33 protein-coding genes and 1 pseudogene are annotated in these 20,220 nt (G+C 59.6%); 28 read left to right on the top strand and 6 right to left on the bottom strand.

Annotation, left to right across the window (positions count from 1 at the left end):
* Nucleotides 1–3 precede the first annotated feature (3 nt).
* From C3F36_RS23620 to C3F36_RS17765, 6 genes are all read right to left on the bottom strand, one after another.
* On the bottom strand, nucleotides 4–888 hold the full coding sequence (locus C3F36_RS23620; RefSeq protein ID WP_199769612.1) for a hypothetical protein: 885 nt from the start codon (nucleotides 886–888) through the stop codon (nucleotides 4–6).
* On the bottom strand, nucleotides 885–1,256 hold the full coding sequence (locus C3F36_RS17785) for an HNH endonuclease (protein ID WP_104455573.1): 372 nt from the start codon (nucleotides 1,254–1,256) through the stop codon (nucleotides 885–887). Before C3F36_RS17785 ends, C3F36_RS23620 begins: the two co-directional genes overlap by 4 nt.
* Nucleotides 1,257–1,379: 123 nt before the next feature.
* A complete protein-coding gene (locus C3F36_RS17780; RefSeq protein ID WP_104455572.1) occupies nucleotides 1,380–1,598 on the bottom strand; it encodes a hypothetical protein in 219 nt (72 codons plus the stop codon).
* Between the two features lie 3 nt (nucleotides 1,599–1,601).
* The gene (locus tag C3F36_RS17775) at nucleotides 1,602–1,877 is read right to left on the bottom strand and encodes a hypothetical protein (RefSeq protein WP_233759667.1); all 276 of its coding nucleotides are present in this window, start codon (nucleotides 1,875–1,877) and stop codon (nucleotides 1,602–1,604) included.
* Between the two features lie 168 nt (nucleotides 1,878–2,045).
* Nucleotides 2,046–2,849, bottom strand: a complete 804-nt coding sequence (locus C3F36_RS23365) for a BRO family protein (RefSeq protein WP_158656142.1) — start codon at nucleotides 2,847–2,849, stop codon at nucleotides 2,046–2,048.
* A gap of 33 nt (nucleotides 2,850–2,882) precedes the next feature.
* A complete protein-coding gene (locus C3F36_RS17765; protein ID WP_104455570.1) occupies nucleotides 2,883–3,098 on the bottom strand; it encodes a hypothetical protein in 216 nt (71 codons plus the stop codon).
* 139 nt (nucleotides 3,099–3,237) lie between these two features.
* Between C3F36_RS17765 and C3F36_RS17760 the strand changes: the two genes are divergently transcribed.
* The 28 genes and pseudogenes from C3F36_RS17760 (at nucleotide 3,238) to C3F36_RS17630 (ending at nucleotide 20,214) form a co-directional block, all read left to right on the top strand.
* A complete protein-coding gene (locus C3F36_RS17760) occupies nucleotides 3,238–3,846 on the top strand; it encodes a helix-turn-helix domain-containing protein (RefSeq protein ID WP_104455569.1) in 609 nt (202 codons plus the stop codon).
* A gap of 181 nt (nucleotides 3,847–4,027) precedes the next feature.
* Nucleotides 4,028–4,501, top strand: a complete 474-nt coding sequence (locus C3F36_RS17755; RefSeq protein ID WP_158656140.1) for a helix-turn-helix domain-containing protein — start codon at nucleotides 4,028–4,030, stop codon at nucleotides 4,499–4,501.
* A 168-nt stretch (nucleotides 4,502–4,669) separates the two neighbouring features.
* The gene (locus tag C3F36_RS17750) at nucleotides 4,670–4,972 is read left to right on the top strand and encodes a hypothetical protein (protein ID WP_233759666.1); all 303 of its coding nucleotides are present in this window, start codon (nucleotides 4,670–4,672) and stop codon (nucleotides 4,970–4,972) included.
* A 325-nt stretch (nucleotides 4,973–5,297) separates the two neighbouring features.
* Entirely contained in the window at nucleotides 5,298–5,603 is a 306-nt protein-coding gene (locus C3F36_RS17745) for an ADP-ribosyl-(dinitrogen reductase) hydrolase (RefSeq protein ID WP_104455566.1), read from the top strand.
* 9 nt (nucleotides 5,604–5,612) lie between these two features.
* Nucleotides 5,613–5,951, top strand: a complete 339-nt coding sequence (locus C3F36_RS17740) for a hypothetical protein (RefSeq protein WP_199769611.1) — start codon at nucleotides 5,613–5,615, stop codon at nucleotides 5,949–5,951.
* Between the two features lie 115 nt (nucleotides 5,952–6,066).
* On the top strand, nucleotides 6,067–6,258 hold the full coding sequence (locus C3F36_RS17735; RefSeq protein WP_104455565.1) for a PA3496 family putative envelope integrity protein: 192 nt from the start codon (nucleotides 6,067–6,069) through the stop codon (nucleotides 6,256–6,258).
* A gap of 2 nt (nucleotides 6,259–6,260) precedes the next feature.
* Nucleotides 6,261–6,626, top strand: coding sequence for a hypothetical protein (locus C3F36_RS17730; RefSeq protein WP_104455564.1), 366 nt, complete (start codon nucleotides 6,261–6,263; stop codon nucleotides 6,624–6,626).
* Nucleotides 6,623–7,468 (top strand): PD-(D/E)XK nuclease-like domain-containing protein, encoded by an 846-nt coding sequence (locus C3F36_RS17725; RefSeq protein ID WP_104455563.1) that lies wholly within the window; start codon nucleotides 6,623–6,625, stop codon nucleotides 7,466–7,468. The genes C3F36_RS17730 and C3F36_RS17725 overlap by 4 nt, the downstream gene beginning before the upstream one ends.
* Entirely contained in the window at nucleotides 7,465–8,430 is a 966-nt protein-coding gene (bet, locus tag C3F36_RS17720) for a phage recombination protein Bet (RefSeq protein ID WP_104455562.1), read from the top strand. Before C3F36_RS17725 ends, bet begins: the two co-directional genes overlap by 4 nt.
* A 48-nt stretch (nucleotides 8,431–8,478) precedes the next feature.
* Entirely contained in the window at nucleotides 8,479–9,636 is a 1,158-nt protein-coding gene (locus C3F36_RS17715) for a hypothetical protein (RefSeq protein ID WP_104455561.1), read from the top strand.
* A 49-nt stretch (nucleotides 9,637–9,685) separates the two neighbouring features.
* On the top strand, nucleotides 9,686–10,903 hold the full coding sequence (locus C3F36_RS17710; protein ID WP_104455560.1) for a hypothetical protein: 1,218 nt from the start codon (nucleotides 9,686–9,688) through the stop codon (nucleotides 10,901–10,903).
* Nucleotides 10,900–11,304, top strand: a complete 405-nt coding sequence (locus tag C3F36_RS17705) for a hypothetical protein (protein ID WP_104455559.1) — start codon at nucleotides 10,900–10,902, stop codon at nucleotides 11,302–11,304. The genes C3F36_RS17710 and C3F36_RS17705 overlap by 4 nt, the downstream gene beginning before the upstream one ends.
* On the top strand, nucleotides 11,301–11,879 hold the full coding sequence (locus tag C3F36_RS17700) for a phage N-6-adenine-methyltransferase (protein WP_104455558.1): 579 nt from the start codon (nucleotides 11,301–11,303) through the stop codon (nucleotides 11,877–11,879). The genes C3F36_RS17705 and C3F36_RS17700 overlap by 4 nt, the downstream gene beginning before the upstream one ends.
* A gap of 58 nt (nucleotides 11,880–11,937) precedes the next feature.
* Nucleotides 11,938–12,117 carry a hypothetical protein gene (locus C3F36_RS17695; protein ID WP_104452567.1) on the top strand — a complete coding sequence of 60 codons (180 nt, stop codon included), beginning with the start codon at nucleotides 11,938–11,940 and terminating at the stop codon, nucleotides 12,115–12,117.
* 19 nt (nucleotides 12,118–12,136) lie between these two features.
* A pseudogene (gene rdgC, locus C3F36_RS17690) lies at nucleotides 12,137–13,036 on the top strand (recombination-associated protein RdgC); the annotation flags it as partial.
* Complete coding sequence (locus tag C3F36_RS24025) at nucleotides 13,010–13,288, top strand: DNA translocase FtsK (RefSeq protein WP_267893463.1); 279 nt, start codon at nucleotides 13,010–13,012, stop codon at nucleotides 13,286–13,288. The pseudogene rdgC and the gene C3F36_RS24025, both read left to right, overlap by 27 nt.
* The gene (locus C3F36_RS17685; protein ID WP_104455556.1) at nucleotides 13,285–13,854 is read left to right on the top strand and encodes a hypothetical protein; all 570 of its coding nucleotides are present in this window, start codon (nucleotides 13,285–13,287) and stop codon (nucleotides 13,852–13,854) included. Before C3F36_RS24025 ends, C3F36_RS17685 begins: the two co-directional genes overlap by 4 nt.
* Nucleotides 13,851–14,516 (top strand): hypothetical protein, encoded by a 666-nt coding sequence (locus tag C3F36_RS17680; RefSeq protein ID WP_104455555.1) that lies wholly within the window; start codon nucleotides 13,851–13,853, stop codon nucleotides 14,514–14,516. The genes C3F36_RS17685 and C3F36_RS17680 overlap by 4 nt, the downstream gene beginning before the upstream one ends.
* Nucleotides 14,480–14,698 carry a hypothetical protein gene (locus C3F36_RS17675; protein ID WP_017411486.1) on the top strand — a complete coding sequence of 73 codons (219 nt, stop codon included), beginning with the start codon at nucleotides 14,480–14,482 and terminating at the stop codon, nucleotides 14,696–14,698. Before C3F36_RS17680 ends, C3F36_RS17675 begins: the two co-directional genes overlap by 37 nt.
* Nucleotides 14,699–14,748: 50 nt before the next feature.
* Nucleotides 14,749–15,189, top strand: coding sequence for a hypothetical protein (locus tag C3F36_RS17670; protein WP_104455554.1), 441 nt, complete (start codon nucleotides 14,749–14,751; stop codon nucleotides 15,187–15,189).
* Between the two features lie 60 nt (nucleotides 15,190–15,249).
* Nucleotides 15,250–15,561: a DUF4406 domain-containing protein gene (locus C3F36_RS17665; RefSeq protein ID WP_043163221.1), complete on the top strand. Its 312-nt coding sequence runs from the start codon at nucleotides 15,250–15,252 to the stop codon at nucleotides 15,559–15,561.
* An 88-nt stretch (nucleotides 15,562–15,649) separates the two neighbouring features.
* A complete protein-coding gene (locus C3F36_RS17660) occupies nucleotides 15,650–15,838 on the top strand; it encodes a hypothetical protein (RefSeq protein WP_104455553.1) in 189 nt (62 codons plus the stop codon).
* 13 nt (nucleotides 15,839–15,851) lie between these two features.
* Nucleotides 15,852–16,169 (top strand): hypothetical protein, encoded by a 318-nt coding sequence (locus tag C3F36_RS17655; protein WP_104455552.1) that lies wholly within the window; start codon nucleotides 15,852–15,854, stop codon nucleotides 16,167–16,169.
* Nucleotides 16,170–16,296: 127 nt separating this feature from the next.
* Nucleotides 16,297–16,734, top strand: coding sequence for a hypothetical protein (locus C3F36_RS17650; protein WP_104455551.1), 438 nt, complete (start codon nucleotides 16,297–16,299; stop codon nucleotides 16,732–16,734).
* On the top strand, nucleotides 16,721–16,924 hold the full coding sequence (locus C3F36_RS17645; RefSeq protein WP_223943950.1) for an excisionase: 204 nt from the start codon (nucleotides 16,721–16,723) through the stop codon (nucleotides 16,922–16,924). The genes C3F36_RS17650 and C3F36_RS17645 overlap by 14 nt, the downstream gene beginning before the upstream one ends.
* The gene (locus tag C3F36_RS17640; protein WP_104455550.1) at nucleotides 16,891–18,066 is read left to right on the top strand and encodes a site-specific integrase; all 1,176 of its coding nucleotides are present in this window, start codon (nucleotides 16,891–16,893) and stop codon (nucleotides 18,064–18,066) included. Before C3F36_RS17645 ends, C3F36_RS17640 begins: the two co-directional genes overlap by 34 nt.
* Before the next feature lie 230 nt (nucleotides 18,067–18,296).
* Complete coding sequence (locus C3F36_RS17635; RefSeq protein WP_233759665.1) at nucleotides 18,297–18,986, top strand: phage integrase central domain-containing protein; 690 nt, start codon at nucleotides 18,297–18,299, stop codon at nucleotides 18,984–18,986.
* 59 nt (nucleotides 18,987–19,045) lie between these two features.
* Nucleotides 19,046–20,214 (top strand): IS3-like element ISAeme20 family transposase gene (locus C3F36_RS17630; protein ID WP_104455336.1). Its coding sequence is split into 2 segments (ribosomal slippage): nucleotides 19,046–19,301 and nucleotides 19,301–20,214, totalling 1,170 coding nucleotides; the frame shifts between segments, so codons are not numbered across the junction.
* Nucleotides 20,215–20,220: the final 6 nt, after the last annotated feature.

The following is a 20,220-nucleotide window of genomic DNA, read 5'->3' as shown; positions in this document are numbered from 1 at the left end:
TCATCACTCCCCGAACGGCCTGGGTCGATAGTCTGAATGGTCAGTCGTGCGGGCAGGTTTGCTGGCAGGCAGCTCCTCGCCGAATGCGCGCGGCATGGGGGGTTCTGGTTTGGTACGCTGCTGGCGAGGGGCATTCGCGAACGAGGTAGCTGCGCGACGGATCCAGTTCCGCCAGGTTTTCTCCCAGTCCAGCTTCACGGCTTTGGCGCCCGGCAATGATTGCCAGTAGTCAGCGAATGTTTCAGCCTCACGCCGAAGGGCGGTATCCGGCATGTGGGTCTCTTGGATGGCCCATTGCAGCCAGGCGTCGGGCAGTGCCCAGTCGTCAGGGAGTCTGGTTCCACGTTTGCCGATTTCCGAACGGTCAGTGTTCGGTTTGTCGGGTCTTGGACTTTCGGTGTGGAGCGCATCGGGAGTTCCCCCAACGGGGGATACAGGGGGATCAGTAATCTCTGTAGTAATCTCTGTAGTAATCTCTGTAATAGATTGCTGGTTTCCAGCAGCAGTGTCCGCTGGTTTTCCACTAGCCTGTTTGCTGGATTTCCGCATACTAGGTTGCAAGAAATCAGTGGTGTTCAAGGCGGCTTCAAGTGCGGCCAAATCGATGCAAAAATATAGCTTCGCCGGTAACCCAATCCGCTTTTCTTTAAGAACCCCTAAATTGCGTAAAGCCTTGCGCGCACCTTCCTGCTCATAGCGGGTTAAACCGGTCTCTTCTTCCCAGTCAGCCTGTGTCTTGTAGAACCAGAAGCAACCATCTTCATGTGCTTTACAGCGCTTTGCCCAATAGATTGCCTGGGACAGAAACAGAGCTGCAGTGACTGAACCGGTGATGGTCACAAACGGGCGATGGAACGCAATTGGGCGGTCAAGAAAGTTGATGTTCATTCTTGTCCCTCAACTTTCTTCATTGTCTCAAAATAGAACTGCAGGTTTTGATTGACCCCCAGCAAGTCAAGGCATCCCGTAGCTTTCAGCAATTCGATCTGTGCAGCGTTAAAGCTGATCCCGTTGGTCGCTTGCTTGACTGCAAGGCGGATCCTGAAATCTTCGATAGACCATGTCCGTTTTGTGCGGTTACACCCTTCACAGGATGGCTTCAGATTAAAATATTCATTCGTGCCGCCACTCGACTTGGGTACCACATGCTCTACGTGAAATGTCTCTATCATGATCTGGTCGCCGCAATACGCACAGTTCCCTCCAAAAATGGAGAAGATCTTGGCTCTTTTGGTTTTGCTGTAGACGTTGCTCATGCCTCCACCCCCTGCTTGAGCTGTGAGGAATGGCGCAATAGGTCGGCCCCATGGGCCATGGTCGGATTGGTCATTGGTCAGGTCCTGATTCAGTAAGCCTGGTGGTGAGGCGGGCCAGGGAAGTTAGGCGCTAGGCTGGTTATCGGCGCGTTCAAGGGTGCGAGCCTCAAGCTCGCGGGCCAGGCGCAGGGCCTGCCGGTCGGTACCGGCGGCATGCGCAGTCGAAATCAGCGGCTCATCGAGGGCCAGGGCCAGCTCGTGCATGACCGACTTCAGGATGATGTTGTCGCGATCGCTGACGTGCTGGGATGCCGGGCGCGGCGGACGGTGTTGCATGGTCATGGGTTACCTCCCAAGGACAAAGTTGATGAGTTTTTGCAGGGGGCGCAGCGGGCGCTCCTCGTTGTAGACGGCCTCGTCTTCTTGGCTGAACTGGAGCAGGCCGCGCTCGGGCAGGCCGGAGCCCTCCAGGATCTCCTCGACGGTCACGGGCGGAAAACCCTGCTCGAGCAGGCTCCGATTGGCCCGTTTGACGGCCCTCGCCAAGATGCCGGGCTCATGCTGAGATATGGCCTTGAGCAGGATCAGCAATGAAGCGCGCGCAAATGCGGTTTCAGTCATGCCACACTCGGCTCCGACTTCCTGCCATACCTGGCGCTGAGCTGGGGTGCCACGCACTCGCAGCGGGGAGCGGGTGCTCATATTTTCATGATCGGGGAGCGTTACTCTTCCCATGGGGTTGGTCCTCTGGTGGTTTTTTAATCGCCTGACTTTTCAGGAGATTGGGTCTCAATGCTGCGCATAGGTATAGGGGGTCTCCTGCAATGCAGGAACCTGACAAGCCAGCTCTCTCTCGGCTTGGTACTTACCCCACTCACCCGCGATCCACTGCACCCCCTTGGTGGTGAACTTGGTCGCAACAAAGGCGTGCTGGTTGTGCTCGGCGGTCCCAGTCTTGACCTCAAAGCGGCCCGCATCGATATGCTGGGCGTAAGCGGTCAGCACGCCACCCAGGCGATACATGTACCCCCTGCTGAACAGGAAGGCGCGAAACGCGTTCTCATTGGCCTTGAGCAGCTTGGCGACGGCGCGAAAGCTGAGGGCGCCACCGCTGTAGGCGTAGTTGTCGAAAAACTCGCTCTTATGGGCATTGGCCGCAATGGTCTGCTGGGCGGCAGCCAGCTCCTGACTCTTACGGTCGATAACCGACTGCGCCACCATCAGGGCCTTGGCCATGATCAGTTCTGGGGAATCACTCTCTTGGCCGGCAAGGTAGCCGCCGTGCTTGCGGATGCTGGGCAATACCTCGAAGGTAACCCAGCGCTTGAACAGCTTGGCCTCCGGCTTGCGGCTGCGCAGGATGGCCGAGTAGAGGCCGGACTCGTTGATGGTATTCATTTCCTGTTTGCCGCCAAGGGTCGGCACAATCTGCCGACCCTTTTCATCGTCATCGAGCAGCCTGGTCATGTCTTTGGCTTCGAGATAATCCAGTACCTTGGCGATATCGGCCGCCACGAACCAGGGCTCGCCCTGCTGGTCGGTGATGATGCGAATGTTGTGCCCTTCAAAGGCCTTGCTAATCAGATTGGTCATGGTCTTGGGTCCTGTGGATGGTTGAGTGGCTGGTTAGGCGGCTTGGTCTTGGGTCTTGCTGAGGGAGTAATCCTCCAGCCCCAGTCGCAGCTCGCCATTGCTGGCGATAACAAAGCTGACGGCATGCTGGGCCGGAACAATGCCATTGTTCAGCTTCTTCCACTTGGTGAAATTGGATTGGCTCGTGCCGATGGCGTTACACGCCTTGGCCGCATTGCCAAAGAACTTGGCTACATCATCGATACGCATAGTTGGTCCTCGTGTGGGTGTTATATATCACCCACCAATTATCTTGCTTGCAGGCAACTATTGCAAGCCATTCGTAGCGCTCAGGCAAATCCCTTCTTGATAAACTTCAAACAACAAAAGTTAACTAGGTGAAAGGACTATGAATTTCTCGCAACGCCTTGAAGCTAGAATGAAAGAGCTTCATGTAAGCGCTGCCGAATTGAGCCGCAAAACAGGGATTTCACCGGCAGCTCTCAGTCGGCTTCTTTCAGAGCCTGGCCGAGAGATTCGAGCCAGCAGCTTGATGAGCATCGCTAAACAATTGAAGGTTGATCCCGTCTGGTTGTTTCTGGGGCGCTCGGCCGCCAACCTGATCCGCGATATCGAAGCTGGCCCAGGCATGGTGCCGGTGTGGACCATTCCTGGGTTGCAGGCCGATCCAGTTATAGACGCTTGGCCCCACGCAGATACAGGGCGCAAGCTGGCTACAGAGAGAGACGGCCACCTGATAGCCGTGGTAGCTGACAATGATCAGTTGGCTGATGCAGGCATTACCCACGGAGCCTTGTGCTTGGTTGATCTCAATGATGACAAGCCAGAGCACAACAAGATCATGCTGGCCAAGGTGGACGACAAGTTTATGTTTCTACGCGCTATCAAGGGGTTGTCAGGCTGGTGCTATGGCGTGGATGACCCTCGCGCAGGTTCTCTCACTGATAAACAGTTGCTCCCCATAGGCAAAGTTATCGAGATCCGCCTCCCTTCGTAACCCCGCTTCCTACATACAATCCAACAGCCCGCCACTTGGCGGGCTTTTTATCACCCCCCAAAAAAAATTAAATTTATTCTAGTCACCATATTGACCTGTTATTGCCTGAAGGCAATAATGAACTCATTCCAAAGGTGGCGGCGCGTGTTGCAAATCGTAAAGAAACCCAAAGGACATGAACATGAAAATGCTGGGCCAACGAATCAAGGAAAGGCTGAGTGAACTTGGGCTCAGACCTGCGGAACTGTGCAGATTGTCAGGTGTGAGTAAGGCTGCGATGAGCGAGATCATTAACAACTCAGAGCGAGACCCTAGAGCCGCCTCACTCTTTGCTATCGCCTCCGCCCTGCAGCTAGATCCGGTTTGGCTTTACATCGGCAAGACTGGCGATGAATGGTTGAGCGAGCAAGAGGCACCCGCAAATCCGCTGGGGCGACGCATCGGGAGACAGCTGAAAGTGTTGGGGATGAGTGCTGCTGACTTAGCGCGAGCGACCGGGTTATCCAAGCCAACGCTGAGTGCCATCATCCACGGCGACACCTGCGACCCCAGGATAAGCAGCCTGATCAGTATTGCTGAGGCGTTACAAGTAGATCTGCGCTGGCTGTGTACTGGAGATGCTGGCCATAAATCTGACCATCGCCAGATACCTTAAAGAATTCAGTACCACCCAGCAACAGGACCCGGCCCCTGACCAGGGCAGAAGTGAGGCGCCTGACCAGCGCGTAAGAACGACAAAGCCCGCACAAGGCGGGCTTCGAAGGACCGGGTACCACCCGGTCAGTGAAAGCCGAGGGACCAACCCCAGCAATCAGGACCCAGCATGACGAATCAACTGGGAATTAGCGAGGACCAACTCGCCAACAGACGCAAGGATAACATGATGAAAGTCACTATTTCCAGAGCCGCGAAAAGCGCCGACCAGATTGTAACTGCCATCGCTGACCGCCTGAACGGCAACGCTGCCCGCCGCCGAGCCATCAAGCAGCGCCTGCACCTGGCCATGATGGCCACCGAGCAGCACCACATCGTCGCCGCCCGTGCAGCCCAGAAGCGCACCGCCGGCATCACCAAGCACAGCGCCCTCCTCCACTGGCGCATACAGTTTCACCGCAAAGCCATCTGACCCGGGTCTGGCGCTTCCCTCATAGCGCCGTAGCCAAAGCCTCTTTCTCAAGCACCGCAAGGATGCTTTGCCTTCGCTCACGCCAAATTCGGCTGGGCCTGCTCTTTAACAACCTGGAACCGGCTCACAACCACGAATCCCGATGCCGGTAGGGATGCGCCGATACCCCGTTCAAACCGGAAAGCAGCGCGTGAACGTGAACGCTGGCCACTGGCAACAGTGGCCAGCCTGGAGCCCCTTGCATCAGGGGGTTGCAGGCGATCTAAGTTGACATCCATGACCAACGTAAATACAGTGTATATACACCGTATATCTGAGGTGCCCAATGCTCCACATCTCACCAAGCGTTCGCCAGAAACTTAAAGTTAAACACGGTGTGACCCAGCCCGAGATTGAACAGTGCTTTGCCAACCGCGAAGGCAAGTTCTTACTTGACCAGCGGGAAAAACACCAATCAGACCCGCCAACAAAATGGTTTATTGCTCAGACCGATTATGGTCGCCGCTTGAAAGTCGCGTTTATTCAAGCAACTAATGGCACGATCACAATAAGATCGGCCTTTGAACCCAACCCAGATGAAATATACATCTATGAAAAGTATGGCCAGATAGGAAGAACGCCGTCACCCTGAGGAACCCATATGACAACTGAAACCAAGAAAATCACAGCCTCTGATGAAGCGTGGGAGAGTGGTGAGCTTGGTAGAGATGAACAGTTCGTAGCTGTAGATAACAGCAATGACGAGCTGGTTATCAACGAATCACTCGGCCTGCAGATGATCTCTATCAGGCTGCAGAAAGCGCTGATTGAAGATCTCAAGATGATCTCGGAATTGAATGGCCTTGGCTACCAACCCTTGATCCGGCAGGTGCTGACCCGCTTTGTCGATGCAGAGAAGAAGGCACTGTTGCGAAATGCCGTCACCAGTGCCAGAGCAACCACCGACCACGACAAACCTCCGCACCAACAGCGAGCCTGACCCAATCGCGCAAGTCCAAAGCCCAGCAAATCGCTGGGCTTTTTGTTTTCTACTGCCACCACAACCCCAGCCCTCGCGCTGGGGTTTTTGTTTTCACCACCACAGGACCCAGACCATGAAACCACTGACCGAAGCCCAGCTGATGGGATTTCGCGGCGCGATGGTGCCACCCACCCGCCGCAAGTACCACGTAGACGCCGCCCCATCCGCCGAGCAAAAGCGGATGGCCAAGACCAAAGCCGCCACCCGCCGCGCCATCGAGGAGTATCACGAACGGCGCACCCTGCAACTGGAAATGGAGATGTAGCCATGACCAACGAAACCGCCCTGCTCGCCCTGCTGGAGAGCCGCGAGGCCGAGGCCAACGCCAAGGCCGAGTGGGTCGCCGAGTGGATCGCGGCCAACCGTCCCCTGCTACTGGCCGGGGAACTCGATACCGACCTGTCCACCCTGCTGGCCGAGGTGAACCACGACCAGGGCCTGCAGCTCAACCAGGCGATGTTCCTGCTGATGACCGAGGGCGATCCTGCCCCGCTGATGCAGCTCACCAAGCAGTTGATGGACGCCGCCCTGGCCGCCCTGGCCCAGGCCGCCTGGCGCAGTCACCTCGCCGCCCTGCACGACGCCATGAGCGAGGAGCAATGGGAGCAGTACCAGCACAGGAGCGCAGCATGAATGCCATCGCCGACACCTCCGCCGCGCACCCGCTGGGCCGGGTGTTCGGCCTCTCCAACGAGGAGTACCACGCTGGCCCCGGGGTCAGCAAAAGCCAGCTCGACCAGATAGCCGAGAGTCCGGCCACCTATATCTGGGCCAAGAATGCCCCGGTAGATGAGGAGAAGCTCAAGGCCTTCGACATGGGCAGCGCCATCCACTGCCTGCTGCTGGAGCCCGACGAGTTCAAAGACCGCTTCATCATCGCCCCACCGTTCAACCGCCGCACCAATGCCGGCAAGGCAGAAGAGGCCGAGTTCCTGGCCAGCTGCGCAGAGCTGGGCAAGACGGTGATGGATGCCGAGGAGGGACGCAAGCTCTACCTAATGCGCGACAGCGTGATGGCCCACCCGGACGCCCGCTGGCTGCTGGAGCAGGAAGGACACAGCGAGGCCTCCTTCTACTGGATTGACCCCCAGACCCAGGAGCTGTGCCGGATCCGCCCCGACCGCCACCTGAGCAATCACCCCATCATGATCGACGTGAAGTCGGTAGACGATATGGGGCGCTTCGAGCGCCATGTCGAGGACTTCCGCTACCACGTGCAGGACGCCATGTACTCAGAAGGCTTCCACCGGGTGATGGGCGAGGAGCCGGAATTCGTCTTTCTGGCGGTCAGCACCAGTGTGAACTGTGGCCGCTACCCGGTGCGGGTGCGCCCCCTGACGGATGACTGGAAGGATGCTGGCAGGGACTTGTTCCGCCGCGACCTCCATCGCTTCCACGACTGCCGGGTCAACAACGACTGGCACGACTTCAAACCCCTCCAGCGCCCAGCCTGGGCGACAAGGAAAGCAGCATGAGCAACATCACCAGTATCAAGCAGCAGGCGGCCGATAACTTCGCCGCCCAGTTCCCCATTCTCGTCCAGCGAGGCATCGACGAGCCGACCTGGAACGCCCTGTGCAACACCATCTACCCGGGAGCCAACCCCGATTCGGTGGTCATGGCTATCGACTACTGCAAGGCGCGCGGCCTGGATATTCTGCTCAAGCCAGTCCACCTCGTCCCCATGCAGGTAACCGATGCCCGCAGCAAGGAGAAGGTCTGGCGGGATGTGCCGATGCCCGGGATCGGCATGTACCGGATCCAGGCCGATCGCTCCGGCAACTACGCGGGGGCCGATGAACCCGTGTTCGGGCCGGATGTCACCGAAGAGTTCCAAGACCCCTACAACCAGAGCGCCAAGATCAAGGTCACCTACCCCCAGTGGTGCAAGTACACCGTCTACAAGATGGTCAACGGCCAGCGCGTTGCCTTCCACGCCCTGGAACGCTGGAAGGAGAACTACGCCACCCAGAGCGGCAAGACCGAGTGCCCCAACGCCATGTGGCGCAAGCGGCCCTATGCCCAGCTCGCCAAGTGCACCGAGGCGCAGGCGCTGCGCAAGGCCTGGCCGGAGATCGGTAGCGAGCCCACCGCCGAGGAGATGGAGGGCAAGGAGATCATCATCAACGAGATCCCAGGCAACCAACCGCAACAGGGGGTACCCGCAAAGAGTCGCGCCCTGGATGCCATCCGCGGCCAGATCACCGAACCGGTCACCCTGGAGCACGAGCAGATGGCCGAACCCGCCCAGGCGGACCACGCCAATGCCTACGCCGACCACTGTGCCGCCATCGAGGGGGCCTGTGATACCGCAGAGTGGCAGCAGGCCTACACCACCGCCTGGACCTGGGCCAACGAAACCGGCGACCAGAACATCATTGCCGGTATCAAGCAGATCGCCGGCGAGCGCAAGAAACAGCTCAGCGCCCAGCAATAACCCACAAGGCCCGCACACTGCGGGCCTTTTCAATCCCAAGGACCCGTCATGACCGAACAAGCCACTGTCGAAAAGACCAAAGCAGACAACACCCAAGCCCAGCTGGTTGTCATCGAACCCACCACCGCCGTCGCCCTGTTCACCGAGGGCCAGGGCGTGGCTGAACTGCTGGCCGACATCCGCCAGAAGGCAACCAGCCTGGTGCCCGACATTACCACCCCCAAGGGGCGCAAAGAGATCGCCAGCATCGCCCACGCAGTCGCCCGCACCAAGACCTACCTGGACGGGCTCGGCAAAGAGCTGACCGACCAGTACAAGGAGATCCCCAAGCGCATCGACGCCAACCGCAAAACCCTGCGCGACACCCTGGACACCTTGAAAGACGAGGTGCGCGCCCCGCTCACCCAGTACGAAGCGGCAGAGGAGGCCCGGGTGGCAGCACTGCAATCCCGACTAGCCCGCCTCAATGAACTGGGATCCTCTGCCAGTATCGAGATCGCCGCCGCCGACCTGCAGGTCATGCTGCAGGAGGTCGAGCAGAACGCCATGGACGACTCCTGGCAAGAGCTGCTGCCCCAGGCGACCGTCGCCAAGGAGCTGGCAACCAAGCGCCTCGGCGAGGCCCTGGCAGCCCGCCAGAAGTACGAAGCAGAGCAGGCCGAGCTGGAGCAGCTGCGCCAAAAGCAGGCAGAACAGGATCGCATCGACCGCGAGCGCCTGATAGCCGAGCAGGCGGCGGAGCAAGCTCGCCGGGAGGAAGAGAATCGCCAGCGCCTGGAGCGTGAAGCGGCCCAGCACCGTGAGCTGGAGGCCCAGCGCCAAGCCCTGGCCGCCCGCGAGCGTGAAGAGCAAGCTCGGCGCGATGCCGAAGCCTCCGAACTGGCCCGCCAGCAGGCAGAAGCCCGCCGCATTGCCGAAGCAGAGCAGGCAGAACTGCGCCGGCAGGAGGCTGAGCGCAATGCGGCGCTTCATGCCGAAGCTGTAGCCGCACAAGCCGCTGAGCAGGAGCGCCAGCGCATAGCCGAAGAACGGCGCCTGAAAGTAGAGGCAGACGCAGCTCGCGCCGCAGACGTAGAGCACCGCCGTACCATCAACCAATCCATCTTGATGGACCTCATGGGCCTGGGCATTGAAGAGGCGAAAGCCATCACGCTCATCAAGCACATCGCCGGCAATAAGATCGACCACTTGACCATCAACTACTGATCACCAGCCCCGCCGCCAACGGGGCTTTTGCACTCCCAGAGGACCAACCATGACCACGCTGAACCCCAGCGAGGCGACCAGTCTCGCCCTGAACACCCTCACCAGCCAGATCCGCAACATCCTGCTGATGCCTGACGGCCCGGCCAAGGCCGCCATCGGCGGCTTCGAAACCCTGCTCACCGCCAACCTTGCCATGATCAGCGAGGCCGCCAACGCCCACATCGACGAGTTCAACACCCTGATCGGCGAACTGGAAGCCCGGGATGGCGAGCTGCTCACCCAGGCGGCCCTGGTCAGCGAGCTGCGCCAGCAGGTTGCCGAAGCCGAGCAGCGCATCGCTGTCGCACGACAAGAAGGCGCCGCCGAGTTGGAAGCCAAGGCCGAAGAACTCTACAAGGCCCAGCGCGCCCTGAACGACGTCCAGACCAAATACAGCGCCCTGCAATACAGCGCCCGCCAGCTCGAGCGCCAACTGGCCGACCTCAACGCCATGGATCCGGCAGGCATGAAACGCCGCATCAAGGAGAAGAACGAGCTGCTGGAGGAGCAGCGCACGGCCATCGCCAAGCACAAGAGCAACGAGGCGGGTTACCGCGATCAGGTGCTGAAGCTCGAGCGCCGCATCAAGGAGCTGCTGGGAGCTATCAACGAGCAGGACCGTGAGCTGGAGCGCCGCCACACCGTCATCATGGAGCTGGAGAGCAGCCGTGCTGCCAAGCTGGTCTGGCACAAGCACCTCGCCAACACCTACAAGGGCGAGGATGGCACGCTCTGGAATGTCTATCTGGTGGATCACGGCCTGAAATCCAACCTCCCCTACCTCATCAACGACCTCAACTGGAAGCTGCACGCCATGAAATCCGACGGCTCCGGCTGCTCGGTCATGCTGAGCCAGTGGATGAACCCCATCTACCCGACGCCCTATGGTGCCGGGGCCCCGGACGACATGACTCAGGACATCTTCGCCTTCATGCAGGAGGCACTGGAGCAGAGTCACCCCCACCTGCAACCCCGCACCGAATGGGCCAAGACGGTCAGCATCCATGAATGCGGCCTGCCGCCGCGCACCATCAAGCCGCTGGAGGAGGCCGGGATCGACACCCTCTACAAGGTGATGAGCCACCAGGGGAACAAGCTGGACAAGGTGAAGGGGATCGGCGAGAAGCTGGTCGGCCAGATCGTCTACGCCTGCGAGCTCAAGGTGAAGCTGTGGGAGGAGCAGTTCGTCGCCAGCAAACAGGAAGAGCAACACCAGGAGGCAGCATGAAACCGAAGATCGAGAACCGAGCCATGCAGGCAATCCTCCGGTATGGCGAGACGCGACAGGAAGTCGAAAGGCTCACCGACGAGATCGCTTTTGAGCTGGGACAGTGCCCGCAGGAGGCCGACTACCCGAAACGCCCGCATCTGATCGAAGCCTACACGGCGACCACCACCGAGGATCACTATGGCGGCCACCAGTCAGAGCGCCGGCTAACCATCGAGGAGGCTGCCGAATACCTAGACGAGATCGCGAGCAGCGGGATTTGTGGGCACTGCCGAAAGGCCCACTCCCTGATCCAACAGCGCAAGAAGGCTCGGATTCGGCACGGTCGCGCCAAGGCAACCATCACCAAACTTGGCCGAGAGCTCCTTGAGGTAAATGCAGCAGGAGGGGAGGTAGCATGAGCGACTACCGCGGCTCTACCACTCCAGAAGCCACCCGCGACATGACCCAGACCCCGCTCTGGCTGTTCCGGGCGCTGGATCGGGAGCTCAACTTCGCCCTCGATGCCGCCGCCCTGCCGGAGACGGCGCTCTGCGAGAAGTACCTGACACCGGATATCGACGCCCTGAGCGTAGATTGGGGCGACTTTATCAGCCCGTCAGTGCGCTCGCCGTGGGCATGGCTCAACCCACCCTACTCCGATATAGGGCCGTGGGTAGAAAAGGCCATCGAGCAGCAGGGGCACGGCATCGGCACCGTCATGCTGGTCCCCCAGGACACCAGCACCGAATGGTATCCCGGTATGCGTGCCAGCGAGGTGCGGCACATCACTGGCTACCACGATGCCAATGGCAAATGGCGCAACGGCCGGGTGAGCTTCATCAACAAGGCCACCGGCGAGGAGATGAAGGGCAACCCCAAGGGCTCCATGCTCCTCATCTTCGCCCCAAACTGGCGCGGTGAATGCCGGATCCGCGATGTCAGCAAGCTCACCCTGCTGCTTGCCGGAGCAGAGCCCATCAGCGCTGCCGCCTGATCCCCACAACCAATCCACCGCCCGCCACACAGAAACGGTGGATAAGTCGAGGACCCCCATGAAAACCACGGAAAACCCCTACTGCGGTGCAGTAGTCATCGGGTTGGGCGTCGTCATGCCCCATCCCAAGCAGCCCGGCAAGTTCGTTCTGCCAGGCGGCATCACCTGCGACAGGCAAACCGCCGAGGCCGCAGCCAAGAAGATACACGACCTGCAGGCCAAGAAAGCCCGCAACTAACCAACACAGGACCCAGACCATGTGGTTTAAAAACCTTCAAGTTTACCGCTTCACCCGCCCGTTCGAGTTGACCGCCGAACAGCTGGAAACCCAGCTCGAGGCATGCGCCTTCACCCCCTGCGGCAGCCAAGATCTCTCCCGCTTCGGCTGGACCCGCCCACTCGGCAAGTTCGGCAGCACCCTGACCCATGCCGCCGCCGGCCAGATCCTCATCTGCGCCAGCAAGGAGGACAAGATCCTGCCGCCCGCCGTCGTCAAGGAAGCCCTGGCTGAGAAGATCGAGGCTATCGAGATGGAGCAGGGCCGCGCCCTCAAGAAGAAAGAGAAGGAAGCGCTCAAGGAGGAGCTGCTGCACACCCTGCTGCCCAGGGCGTTCAGCCGTACCGCCAACACCTTCGCCTGGATCAACCCGGCCGACGGCCTGCTGATGGTCGATGCCTCCTCCGCCAAGAAGGCGGACGATGTGCTGGCTCTGCTTCGCAAGTCCATCGGCAGTCTGCCAGTGGTGCCGGTGGCGCTCAAGAACCCGCCCGAGATCACCATGACCGAGTGGCTGCAGGAGGGCAATCTGCCCTCCGCCTTCACGCTGGAGGATGAATCCGAGCTGCGCAGCGCCATGGAGCACGGCGGGATCGCCCGCTTCAAACAGCAAGACCTGATGACCGACGAGGTGAAAAATCACCTGGCCAACGACAAGCTGGTCACAAAGTTGGCCCTGAACTGGGGTGAGCGCCTCAGCTTTGTGCTGGGCGACGACCTCTCCATCAAGCGCCTCAAATTCAGCGAGGACATGCGCGAGCAGAACGACGACATCACCAGCGAAGATCCGGCCGCCCGCCTGGACGCCGACTTCGCCCTGGTCACCGCCGAGCTTTCCCAGTTCATCCCAGCCCTGTTTGCCGCCCTGGGCGGCGAGGAGGCGTGTGACAGCCGAACGGTAAGCAAATCTCTGCCTGAGACAGAGCGGCAAGGTGAAGGAGACCCCCTCTACCAGCTAGCGGTTGAGTTCGTGCTGGCATCGAGCAGGGCTTCTGTCAGTGCAATCCAGCGTCATTTCAGGATTGGATACAACCGCGCAGCGTGGCTTGCCGAAGCCATGGAAACCGGGGGCGTCATCAGCAAACCGGACTCACAAGGTCTCAGGAAGGTCATTGCCAAGGGGGCAGCATGAGCGAACACACCAATGGCCTTCTGGCCCTTTTTCGTAACGGTAAGTCGGTCGGCTCTGCCGATGGCACCGGCGTCTGCGAAGTCTGGCCGCGGGATGAGAACGGCTTTCCAGGCGGCGAAGGCAGGGCCAACGCCCGCCGCATTGTCGCCTGCTGGAACCTGCTGGACGGCTACGACACCGTGGCGCTGGAGGGCGTGACCCTGAGCGAGTTCGTGGACAGCCACCCCGAGCTGGCAGAAAAGGCCATCATCGGCGCTTACACCAGCCTCTTCGCCGAGCGCGGCGCCACCAACTATCTGGAGGTGAAAGGGGCTCGGCCTGAGCTTGGCCCCTTCACCATCACCCTGCAGCGTGCAGAAGGACTCACGCCGGTTGAGAAGTTGGATGCCATGACCAAGCAGCGGGATGTGCTGCTCGAAGCGCTGAATGGAGTGATGGGCGTGATGAACAACAGCCAGGGCGTGGCCGGCTGGCACCAGAACGGCGCCACCGGCACCGAGAACAGCCGCCTGCTGAAAGACATTCGTCGCAGTCAGCCCGAAGCAGAACAAGGCGGTGCAGCATGACCAACCCCGTCAACCTTACCGACCTGCTGCAGGCCATCGGCCCCGGAAATCTGAACTTCCAGCAGTTGGACAACTGCCTGGAGAGCGTCAAGACCAGGCAGGGGGTGGCCATGGTCACCTTTGGCACGGAGGCCATCAGTCCCAATGACGCGGCCACTGACGACATGCCACATGGCATCATCATCTGGGTGGACAGGGACCTATACCAGCAGCGATTTCAGGCGCTGCAGCGCGGTGAAGGCCAGACCTATGGCCAGCTGCAGGCCCAGCTCAATGAGGCGCTGGCGTTGCTGCGGGAGGCTGGCGTTGTCGTATCGGAGGCTATGCCTTTCTTTGCTGACAGGAAGGCAACCTACAAAGTTGAAATGATTCATTTGCTGCGCAAACGCATCGACGCGCTGCTGGATGGACAGATGACAGTGCCTGCCATGGCAGTAACCGAAACCATCCGCACCGCGCCGGAGCGCATCTGGCTGCAGGTTGGCGACCAGAGCCACTGCCACAGCGAGCCATTCCCGAGCGATACCAGCGAGGTGAGTTGGTGCGCTGATTCGGTGATGGCCTGCGAGGTGCCGTATGTGCGGGCGGATCTCGCCGAGCCTGCGGTGTTACAAGGAGGTGAGCCGTGCGATTCCGCGAGCCCATCATCCAGCCCGGCCTGACCCGCACCGAAGCCGAAGAGACCCGCGCCAGATACCTCCGCATCAACCCCGGCGCCCGGGTCACCATCGACAGCCAACCCGACAACCCACAGCTCAAGACCCTGATAGCCCACCTCCCTGTCCTGCCCCTCCGGCAGGTGCTGGCGCCCGGCTTCATCGGGTACCGCGGCTGGCGGGCATAACCAGAGCCCCGGCCAGTCCGGGGTTTTCTTTTAACCACGAGGATAAACCCATGAAAGATTGCAAAGGACAAGACTGCGCCGCAGTTGAAGGCGAACACTCGGTTGCCTGCCTCTACGAATACGCGCTCGCCCGCCTTGGGCTGACCGATACGCCGGAGATGCGCGTGCTCTTCTGGGATGCCAAGGATGTGCTGGTGTGGGATGAGGGAACCGATTCCTATGTGACACCACCGCCACTCAGTACGCCGACTCACGACTCTGACTGCTCAACCAACAATCACGGCGTGCCGGAGCTGTTAGGGGCGTGTGATTGTTCGCTGTCTGAGACTGTCGTGGGGATAATTCCAAGCGGCACTATTGTGAATATAAACGGGGTCCCGGTATCGGTTGAGGTTGATACGCCCGTTCGTACCCACAAGAACAACATGGCGCTTATGAAAAGCAGCCAAGTCATGACCGGCGCAGGCACTGACAGCCAAGTGCCAGCCTAATAGCCACCGCGTTCAGCTAAAGCCCCGGCCAGTCCGGGGCTTTCTATTCAAGGACCAACCATGGCGAAAATTTACATAGCCGGGCCGATGAGCGGCCTGCCGAACTTCAACCGCGACGCCTTCAACCTGGAGGCCGAACGCCTGCATGCCCTCGGGCATATCGCGCTCAACCCGGCGATCCTGCCGGATGGGCTGGAGCAACACGAGTACATGGCCATCTGCATCGAAATGGTCAAGATGGCCGATCAGCTGGTCATGCTGCCTGGCTGGGAGCGCAGCGCCGGCGCCAGAGCAGAGCACGCCCTGGCCATCAAGCTCGGCAAGGCCATAATCCTCCCCGTGCCGCACTTGGCTGACGAGGTGGCGGCATGACCAGACAGCGGGCCGCCGGGATCGCAATCCTGGCCATTAACATTCTGGCCGTCATCGTGGCGGCCGACCTGTTTGTGAAAGGTGGCTGATGGCTGACAACAAGGAATTCGCCGAGCAGATCGCCGCCGCCATGGTGGCGCTCGGTACCGAGGAGGCCCTGAGCTGCATGAGTCGGGTGATGTGCTGGGTCGCATCAGACCACGGCCAAGCCATCCAGTTCGAGTGCGATCTCGGGGTGGTGACAATCGAACCCAAGCAGCAACCGCTGCAAAGTTAAGGGGAAATAGACCATGGATATGACTTTCAAAGCCCTGATAGCCCTTGGTGTGAGCTGGTCGGCTGGTGCCGTTCTTGAGGTGTCAGCACATGAAGCAGATGTGCGGAAGATGGTTCTTGATGATATAGCCGAGGATGGCGACAAGGAGTTTATTGATGCTCTCGGCTCTGGCCTGCCAAAGTCCGGCCTCATCAAGGTTCATGCCGAACTGGTCGGCTGGCCGAGCGAGCATGAGGCTGGCGAGTACAGGCTGATCAGCGCCACGACAGTATTGGCTCCCGAGCTGGCTAACGTCATGGCGGCTGATGTGATCGCCGCAGCAAGCAACTGACCAAGCTGACAGCCAATAAACCAGGCAGCAGCTTGCGATCGGCTGTCACCCCGGGTGAGCGGGGTGATTAACGGCTCTTCCTTCAACTCAATCGGCGCCCCATCCTCTGGGACAGGAGGGCCACGCCATGCAACAACTTCAACTGACCATCAACCAGGACAGCCAGCTACTCAACGAACTGGTCAGCACCGTGCTCTCCCCCACCCTTTCCCGTTCGGCCAAACTCGCCGAGATCGGCCGCATCCTGGCTCACTTCGACCTGCCTATCGAAGCGCCCCGGGTTGCCGGCCAGCTCTGGAGCGCCACCGAACTGGGCAAGGAGCTGGGGGTCAGCGCCCAGGCCATTGGCCGGCTGGCCAACCAGCACCAACTCAAGCGCCCGGCGTTCGGGGAATACCGCCTTGACCAGGCGGCCAGCAGCAGGAAGCAGGTGGAGTGCTTCCTCTACAACCGAGCGGGCCGGGATGAAATCACCAGACTGACGAGGACCAACAACCATGGGAACAGCAGCAGACCCGGCGCAAAGCCACATTCAGGGCCAGCTCATCATAATGAGAATGCCTGACGCCATCCCGCTCAGCACCTACCTGAGCACCATCGAGCTCACCGATCGGGACACCATCAACAAGCGGATACAGCGTGGCATCTGGCAGCTGGGGGTGCACATCGTCAACGTGGACGGGGTGAAGGAGCGTTGGGTCAACATCGCGGAGGTAACCAAGTGGGCAATGAAAAACAGCTCCCACGCGGCGTAACGGTCCGCGGGGAGACGATCAACATCACCTTCACGTTCAAGGGGGTTCGCTGTCGTGAGCCCCTGTCCAACTTGCCGAACACCACCGCCAACGTGCGTTACGCCTCCCGCTTGCTCGGGGAGATACAAGGCAAGATTGAGCGTGGCCAGTTCGCCTACGCCGACTACTTCCCGAAGTCCAAGAAACTGCGGATGTTCGGCGGCGCCTCGATCGCCGCCAAGGTGGCCGACTACCTGGACGAGTACCTGCAGCGATGTGAACGCCGGGGGCTGAGCCCATCCACAATGGTTGGGTACCGCAAATGCCACAAGGCGCTGGCCGATCTGCACGGGATCACTGTCTCTGAGCTGACCCCAGCCCAGGTGAAGAACTGGCTGATCAGGGGAGGCACTACCGCGAAGACGGCCCGCAACCGGCTGTCGTTCCTGCGCAGCGCCATCGACGAGGCGGTCACGGATGGTTTACTGGCCTCAAACCCTGTTTCGCTGGTGACCGTTGCCCGATATTTGGACGGGAGTTCAGTTCCCGAACAGGGAGCCAAGGACGTGGATCCCTTCACCCCGGAGGAAGTGGCCGCCATCCTCTCGACAGCCCGCGGCATCAATGAGCAGTGGGCGAACCTGTTCGCTTTCGCGTTCGCCACCGGGATGAGACCATCGGAGATCTGCGCCTTGCGCTGGGAGGCCATCGACTGGATTGGTAACACCGTGCAGGTGTCGGCCGCCAAAGTGGTCGGGATCATCAAGACCACCAAGACCCGGGCCGGGACTCGCACCATCGAACTGACCGGCGAGGCGCTGGCGGCACTGACCAGCCAGAAGCGCTTCACCTTCATGCGGGGGGAGTATGTCTTTGACGACCCCAAGCTCAACCTGCCCTGGGCCGGGGCCGACGCCATCAGGAAGAAAGCCTGGCTCTACACCCTCAAGCGGTCAGGCGTTCGCTATCGCCACCTCTACCAAACCCGCCACACCTTCGCCACCGCCAACATCAGCCGCGGCTGCAACCTGTTTTGGCTCTCCACCCAGATGGGACACAAGGGGCCAGAAATGCTGTTTCGGCACTACGGATCCTACCTTGCCGAGTACGACGGCCAGACAGCAAAAGCGCCAATTCTGATCCAAAATCCAACCGGAAAATAAAAAAGCCTTATAGTTCAATTGGTAAAGCTGCACAGTCCGGGGGTTCAAATCCCCCCAGCTCCACCAAATACCGGTCCAATGGTGACCAACGAAGTCTAAGAAACCCGCATAGCATAAGGCTTTGCGGGTTTTTTGTTGTCTTATGCTGTCCAATGGCATGCGTTGCCATCCAGCCCTTTTAGGCATATCGTTAGGCATATCGTTTTGTATGCCTTCCGGAGCGTATGCCTATGCCTCGTATCACCCGCCCCTTGTCCCCAACCGAGATCAAAGCAGCCAAGCCCAAAGAGAAGGAATACACCCTCTGCGACGGGGCTGGCCTAGAGCTCGTCATCAAGCCCAATGGCTCCAAGTTGTGGCGCCTGCGTTACTACCGCCCCCTTACTAAACAGAGAAACATGATCAGCTTTGGCTCCTGGCCGGAGATGTCGTTGGCTGAAGCGAGAGAAAAACGCTCCGAAGCCAAATCGCTGTTGCTGCAAAACATTGATCCCCAGCATCATCGTGATGAGCAAGCATCCGCTGCGTTATCACAGAGCGAGCACACCTTTGAAGCCGTCGCCAAGCGCTGGTTTGATGTTAAGCGTCCTTCCGTCACCCCGGCATATGCCGAGGATCTCTGGCGTTCGCTCGAAATGTACCTCTTCCCCGAGATTGGCACTGTGCCCGTGATGGAGATAAAAGCGCAGAGAGCCATCAAGATCATCGAGCCCATCGCCGCTGCTGGAAAACTCGAAACCGTGCGTCGTCTCACTCAGCGGGTAAACGAGATCATGACCTTTGCCGTCAACTCTGGTCTGATCGATGCCAACCCTTGTTCGGGGATCAGCAAGGTGTTTCAACGGCCAGCCAAGCAGCACATGCCCAGCATTAACCCCAACCAGTTACCAGAACTGATGAACCGGCTTTCCAAGGCATGAGGTATCCTGATTTTCACAGACAGTCCCGATTGTTACGATGAGACAATCGGGGGTATTGAATGAAATCGAGAGAACACTATTCACCAGAGTTTCGGGCAGAGGCGGTTCGACTGGTGTTGGAGCAAGGCCTTGGCCAAGCTGAAGCCGCCAGAAGGTTGGGTATTGCCAAAGGCACACTGAGCAACTGGGTGGTCGCAGCCAAAGGAGGAAAGGATACATCGGCCATTCCCGGAGCGCGTTCTGTCGCCGAGCTGGAGGCTGAAGTGGCCCGGCTACGCAAAGCTCTCGCACAAGCCAACATGGAGCGCGACATCATAAAAAAGGCCGCCGCGTACTTTGCTCAGGAGTCACTGCCAAGTACGCGTGGATAGCCAACCAACAGGACCTCTATCCCATTTCCGTTATCTGTCGTGTGCTGGAGGTCTCTCGTGCGGGCTTCTACCACTGGCGCCACCGTCCACCGTCACAGCGCCAACAAGAAGATGAACGACTCAAGGTCGCCATTCGGGCTGCTCACAGCAAGACGCGCCAGACCTATGGCGCAGCGCGTTTACAAGCTGAGTTGGCCGCCGAAGGATTTTACGCTGGGCGGGACCGGATTGGACGATTGCGCCGTGAAATGGGGTTGTCTTGCAAACAAAAGCGCAAATTCAAGGCGACAACCCATTCTGCTCATTCCCTGCCCGTGGCGGAGAATCTCCTTGGTCAGGTCTTTGCGCCGACGAAGCCCAACGAAGTCTGGACCGGTGATATCACCTATATCGCCACCGACGAAGGCTGGCTTTATCTGGCTGGTCTCAAGGATGTGTTTACCTGTGAGATAGTGGGTTATGCGATGGGAGAGCGAATGACCACCGGGTTGGTCAGTCAGGCGCTGTTTCGGGCTGTGCAGCAGAAGAGGCCACCCGTTGGGCTTATTCATCACACAGACCGGGGCAGTCAGTACTGTGCCAAGGCTTACCGGGCTCTCCAGGTACAATTTGGCATGCAGACCTCCATGTCACGCAAGGGGAACTGCTTCGACAATGCCCCGATAGAAAGCTTCTGGGGGTCTCTTAAAAATGAACTGGTTCACCACCATAGATTCGAGACGAGAGCGGAGGCCAAGGCAGCGATTCAGGAATACATAGAGATTTTTTACAACCGCCAGCGTCGGCATTCACGACTTGGCAATGTCAGCCCGGCGGAGTTTAACAAGAGGTATTGGAGAACTGCTCAGGCTGCTTGATCCGGG

This window comes from Aeromonas sp. ASNIH2, assembly GCF_002934795.1.
Taxonomy (GTDB): Bacteria; Pseudomonadota; Gammaproteobacteria; order Enterobacterales; family Aeromonadaceae; genus Aeromonas; species Aeromonas caviae.
The sequence above is the reverse complement of the archived record's forward strand: the minus strand, read 5'-3'. Positions and strand labels throughout refer to the sequence as shown.

What these genes read in the sequence shown, in the direction of transcription:
- C3F36_RS23620 (WP_199769612.1), bottom strand. Translation starts at nt 888, where the DNA reads ATGAACATCAACTTTCTTGACCGCCCAATTGCGTTCCATCGCCCGTTT.
- C3F36_RS17785 (WP_104455573.1), bottom strand. Translation starts at nt 1,256, where the DNA reads ATGAGCAACGTCTACAGCAAAACCAAAAGAGCCAAGATCTTCTCCATT.
- C3F36_RS17780 (WP_104455572.1), bottom strand. Translation starts at nt 1,598, where the DNA reads ATGACCATGCAACACCGTCCGCCGCGCCCGGCATCCCAGCACGTCAGC.
- C3F36_RS17775 (WP_233759667.1), bottom strand. Translation starts at nt 1,877, where the DNA reads ATGACTGAAACCGCATTTGCGCGCGCTTCATTGCTGATCCTGCTCAAG.
- C3F36_RS23365 (WP_158656142.1), bottom strand. Translation starts at nt 2,849, where the DNA reads ATGACCAATCTGATTAGCAAGGCCTTTGAAGGGCACAACATTCGCATC.
- C3F36_RS17765 (WP_104455570.1), bottom strand. Translation starts at nt 3,098, where the DNA reads ATGCGTATCGATGATGTAGCCAAGTTCTTTGGCAATGCGGCCAAGGCG.
- C3F36_RS17760 (WP_104455569.1), top strand. Translation starts at nt 3,238, where the DNA reads ATGAATTTCTCGCAACGCCTTGAAGCTAGAATGAAAGAGCTTCATGTA.
- C3F36_RS17755 (WP_158656140.1), top strand. Translation starts at nt 4,028, where the DNA reads ATGAAAATGCTGGGCCAACGAATCAAGGAAAGGCTGAGTGAACTTGGG.
- C3F36_RS17750 (WP_233759666.1), top strand. Translation starts at nt 4,670, where the DNA reads ATGACGAATCAACTGGGAATTAGCGAGGACCAACTCGCCAACAGACGC.
- C3F36_RS17745 (WP_104455566.1), top strand. Translation starts at nt 5,298, where the DNA reads ATGCTCCACATCTCACCAAGCGTTCGCCAGAAACTTAAAGTTAAACAC.
- C3F36_RS17740 (WP_199769611.1), top strand. Translation starts at nt 5,613, where the DNA reads ATGACAACTGAAACCAAGAAAATCACAGCCTCTGATGAAGCGTGGGAG.
- C3F36_RS17735 (WP_104455565.1), top strand. Translation starts at nt 6,067, where the DNA reads ATGAAACCACTGACCGAAGCCCAGCTGATGGGATTTCGCGGCGCGATG.
- C3F36_RS17730 (WP_104455564.1), top strand. Translation starts at nt 6,261, where the DNA reads ATGACCAACGAAACCGCCCTGCTCGCCCTGCTGGAGAGCCGCGAGGCC.
- C3F36_RS17725 (WP_104455563.1), top strand. Translation starts at nt 6,623, where the DNA reads ATGAATGCCATCGCCGACACCTCCGCCGCGCACCCGCTGGGCCGGGTG.
- bet (WP_104455562.1), top strand. Translation starts at nt 7,465, where the DNA reads ATGAGCAACATCACCAGTATCAAGCAGCAGGCGGCCGATAACTTCGCC.
- C3F36_RS17715 (WP_104455561.1), top strand. Translation starts at nt 8,479, where the DNA reads ATGACCGAACAAGCCACTGTCGAAAAGACCAAAGCAGACAACACCCAA.
- C3F36_RS17710 (WP_104455560.1), top strand. Translation starts at nt 9,686, where the DNA reads ATGACCACGCTGAACCCCAGCGAGGCGACCAGTCTCGCCCTGAACACC.
- C3F36_RS17705 (WP_104455559.1), top strand. Translation starts at nt 10,900, where the DNA reads ATGAAACCGAAGATCGAGAACCGAGCCATGCAGGCAATCCTCCGGTAT.
- C3F36_RS17700 (WP_104455558.1), top strand. Translation starts at nt 11,301, where the DNA reads ATGAGCGACTACCGCGGCTCTACCACTCCAGAAGCCACCCGCGACATG.
- C3F36_RS17695 (WP_104452567.1), top strand. Translation starts at nt 11,938, where the DNA reads ATGAAAACCACGGAAAACCCCTACTGCGGTGCAGTAGTCATCGGGTTG.
- C3F36_RS17685 (WP_104455556.1), top strand. Translation starts at nt 13,285, where the DNA reads ATGAGCGAACACACCAATGGCCTTCTGGCCCTTTTTCGTAACGGTAAG.
- C3F36_RS17680 (WP_104455555.1), top strand. Translation starts at nt 13,851, where the DNA reads ATGACCAACCCCGTCAACCTTACCGACCTGCTGCAGGCCATCGGCCCC.
- C3F36_RS17670 (WP_104455554.1), top strand. Translation starts at nt 14,749, where the DNA reads ATGAAAGATTGCAAAGGACAAGACTGCGCCGCAGTTGAAGGCGAACAC.
- C3F36_RS17665 (WP_043163221.1), top strand. Translation starts at nt 15,250, where the DNA reads ATGGCGAAAATTTACATAGCCGGGCCGATGAGCGGCCTGCCGAACTTC.
- C3F36_RS17660 (WP_104455553.1), top strand. Translation starts at nt 15,650, where the DNA reads ATGGCTGACAACAAGGAATTCGCCGAGCAGATCGCCGCCGCCATGGTG.
- C3F36_RS17655 (WP_104455552.1), top strand. Translation starts at nt 15,852, where the DNA reads ATGGATATGACTTTCAAAGCCCTGATAGCCCTTGGTGTGAGCTGGTCG.
- C3F36_RS17650 (WP_104455551.1), top strand. Translation starts at nt 16,297, where the DNA reads ATGCAACAACTTCAACTGACCATCAACCAGGACAGCCAGCTACTCAAC.
- C3F36_RS17645 (WP_223943950.1), top strand. Translation starts at nt 16,721, where the DNA reads ATGAGAATGCCTGACGCCATCCCGCTCAGCACCTACCTGAGCACCATC.
- C3F36_RS17635 (WP_233759665.1), top strand. Translation starts at nt 18,297, where the DNA reads ATGCCTCGTATCACCCGCCCCTTGTCCCCAACCGAGATCAAAGCAGCC.